Origin of the sequence: Methylobacterium sp. (assembly GCF_019750675.1) — a bacterium.
Taxonomy (GTDB): Bacteria; Pseudomonadota; Alphaproteobacteria; order Rhizobiales; family Beijerinckiaceae; genus Methylobacterium.
The window spans coordinates 1-2575 of sequence record NZ_JAIEOF010000055.1 but is presented as its reverse complement, the minus strand read 5'-3'; the positions used below and the strand labels follow the sequence as shown (position 1 = coordinate 2575).

2 protein-coding genes are annotated in these 2575 nt (G+C 73.1%); both read right to left on the bottom strand.

What is annotated here, in order from left to right:
- Positions 1-82: 82 nt before the first annotated feature.
- Positions 83-1063, bottom strand: a complete 981-nt coding sequence (locus K2X24_RS02775; RefSeq protein WP_292494424.1) for an SPFH domain-containing protein — start codon at positions 1061-1063, stop codon at positions 83-85.
- 126 nt (positions 1064-1189) lie between these two features.
- Positions 1190-2443, bottom strand: coding sequence for a hypothetical protein (locus tag K2X24_RS02770; RefSeq protein ID WP_292494422.1), 1254 nt, complete (start codon positions 2441-2443; stop codon positions 1190-1192).
- Between the last annotated feature and the right edge of the window lie 132 nt (positions 2444-2575).

Here is a 2575-nt window from a genome sequence, read left to right as displayed (position 1 = left end):
GCGACGAGTTCCGTCCCCATCAGCACGAGGCCGATCAGGATCCAGGTCCAGGCGGGTCCGATCGCCTCGACGAACGACGCGATCATCGGGCGCCGCCCCCGACATTCGGCGGCAATCCGCTGCTCTTACGGGCCGGCGCGCCCTCGCCGAAGACGCTGCGGGTGATCTCGGCGATGCCGCCGAGCGTGCCGGCCAGCGCCGCCGCCTCGATCGGCACCACCACCACGCGCTGGTTCGGGGCCGTGGCGATGGCCTTGACCGCCTCCACGTACTTCTCGGCCACGAGGAAGTTCGCCGCCGCGATGTCGCCCTTGGCGATGGCCTCGCTCAAGAGCTGGGTCGCGCGCGCCTCGGCCTCGGCCCCGCGCTCGCGGGCCTCCGCATCGCGGAACGCCGCCTCCCTGCGCCCTTCCGCCTCCAGGATCGCCGATTGCTTGCGCCCCTCCGCGCGCAGGATCTCCGCCTGCCGGTGGCCCTCCGCCTCCAGCACGGAGGCGCGCTTCTCGCGCTCGGCCTTCATCTGGCGGGCCATGGCGCCGGCCAGATCGGCGGGCGGCACAATGTCCTTGATCTCGATGCGGGTCATCTTCACGCCCCAGGGCGAGGCCGCCGCATCCATCACCCGCAGCAGGCGCTCGTTGATCTCGTCGCGGTGCGAGAGCAGCTGGTCGAGGTCCATCGAGCCGACGACCGTGCGGATGTTGGTCATGGTGAGCGTCATCACCGCCACCTCGAGCTTCGAGACCTCGTAGGAGGCCCGCGCCGCGTCGAGCACCTGGTAGAACACCACCGCGTCGATCCGGACCCCGGCATTGTCGCGGGTGAAGGCCTCCTGGCTCGGCACGTCGATGACCTGCTCCATCACGTTCACCCGCCGGCCGATCCGCTCGACGTAGGGTGCGATGAGGCCGAGGCCGGATTCCAGGCTGCGATGGTACTTGCCGAAGCGCTCCACCGTGTAGACGTGGCCCTGCGGCACGATGTTGATGCCGATGGCGAGCGTCACCAGCACGAGGGCCACCAGCGCCACGGCCGCCACGCTCACCCCCACGGACAGGTCCATGCTCCGAGCCCCAAATCCCGATGTCCCCGGACATTGACACCGGCGGGCGGAGCGGATGCAAGCGGCGGGCGGCCCCCACGCGGAACGGCGCCGCCGGTTCGTCTCGGATCGTGCGCGGAGCCGCCCTCAGCGCGCCCAGACGCCGAGGCGCTCGGCGCGGGCATGGTCCTCGGCCGCCACGAGATCGGGCGTGGCCTCCGGCGAGGCGCGGCCGCCGCCGTTGAACAGAACCACCTCGGAGAGGTCGCGGCCGTCCACCGCGCAGAGCCGGGCCTCGCTGCCCGCCACGGGCTGGCAGGTCACGGTGCGCCCAGCCAAGTAGCGGGTGAGTTCGTCGGCTTGGCCCCCGCGCACCCATTCGACTCCGAACAGGCGCACCAGCTTGCCGGCCACGCGCAGGGTCGCGGTGTCGATGACTTCGACAGGACCGGTGAGTTCGTTGGCGCGCGCGGGCTTGGGCTGGTTCTCCTCGGGCAGGGCCGGGCTCATGTCGGGCGCGCTCGGCGGATTCCCGGCGGCGGGTGGCTGGACCTGCGCCTGGCTCCGGGTCTCGGGCGCGGACGCCTCCTCCTCGGTGCCGGTCCGGCCGCCGATGGCCGTCACCCCGGCGACGAGGGCGACGCCGCCGACGATGAGGCCGAAGGGGAGCGCGCGGCGCGAGAGGGCGTCGCGCAGGGTGTTGCGGTCGCGGGCGACGTCGCGCAGCCGCGAGGTGGTGTCGGCGATGCGGCCGCGCGCGTAGCCGGTGAGGCTGCGCGTACCCTCCCGCAGGCGGCGCGAGGCGCGCGCGGACCGGCCCGGCTCGGCCGGTGCGCCGCCCTCCACCGGCGCGGCCGAAGGATCGGCGGCGGGGGCACGCTGTGGCCTCAGTGCGGCCGCCCGGTCGGAGATCGCGGTGGACATCGCCTGGGCCGTCGCCCGGCCACGCGTGATCGAGCGCGCCATGAGGGAGCGGGCCAGGAGCGACTGCGCCCCGACGAAGCGCGCGGTCGCCACCCTGAAATCCTCCGCCGGCACTGCGGGCTCGGCCTGCGGCTCGGAAACGGGCTCCGGCTCGGGCGGCGGAGGAAGGAACAGGGCGGGGTGCCGGTCCCGCAGCTCGGCGAAGAGCGCTTCGATCGGCATCGGCACCGTCCGGCCATCGGCCTCGGTGAGGAGGCGCGGAGCGCCCGCGCGATCGACCACGCGGTAGAAGGGCGCTTCCGTCAGGGGCGCGAGGCACGCTTCCGCCAGGAGGCTGAGCGTGCGCTCGGCCACGGGATAGACGTTCTGCCGGGCGATCTCCTCCGCGATCCGTGCCCGCAGGGCATCGCGGCCGGCCGCCGACGCGGCCTGTCCCACCTCGCGGGCGGCGGGCGAGGGTGAAGTCCGTTCATCCAAGACGCGAGGCACTTCCAAGACGCGAGGCACTTCCAAGACGCAAGGCACTTCCAAACTGCGAGGCACTTCCAAGACGCAAGCCACTCCGGATCCGGCGTGACGAACGCGCCGGGCCGAAGTCACGCACCACGA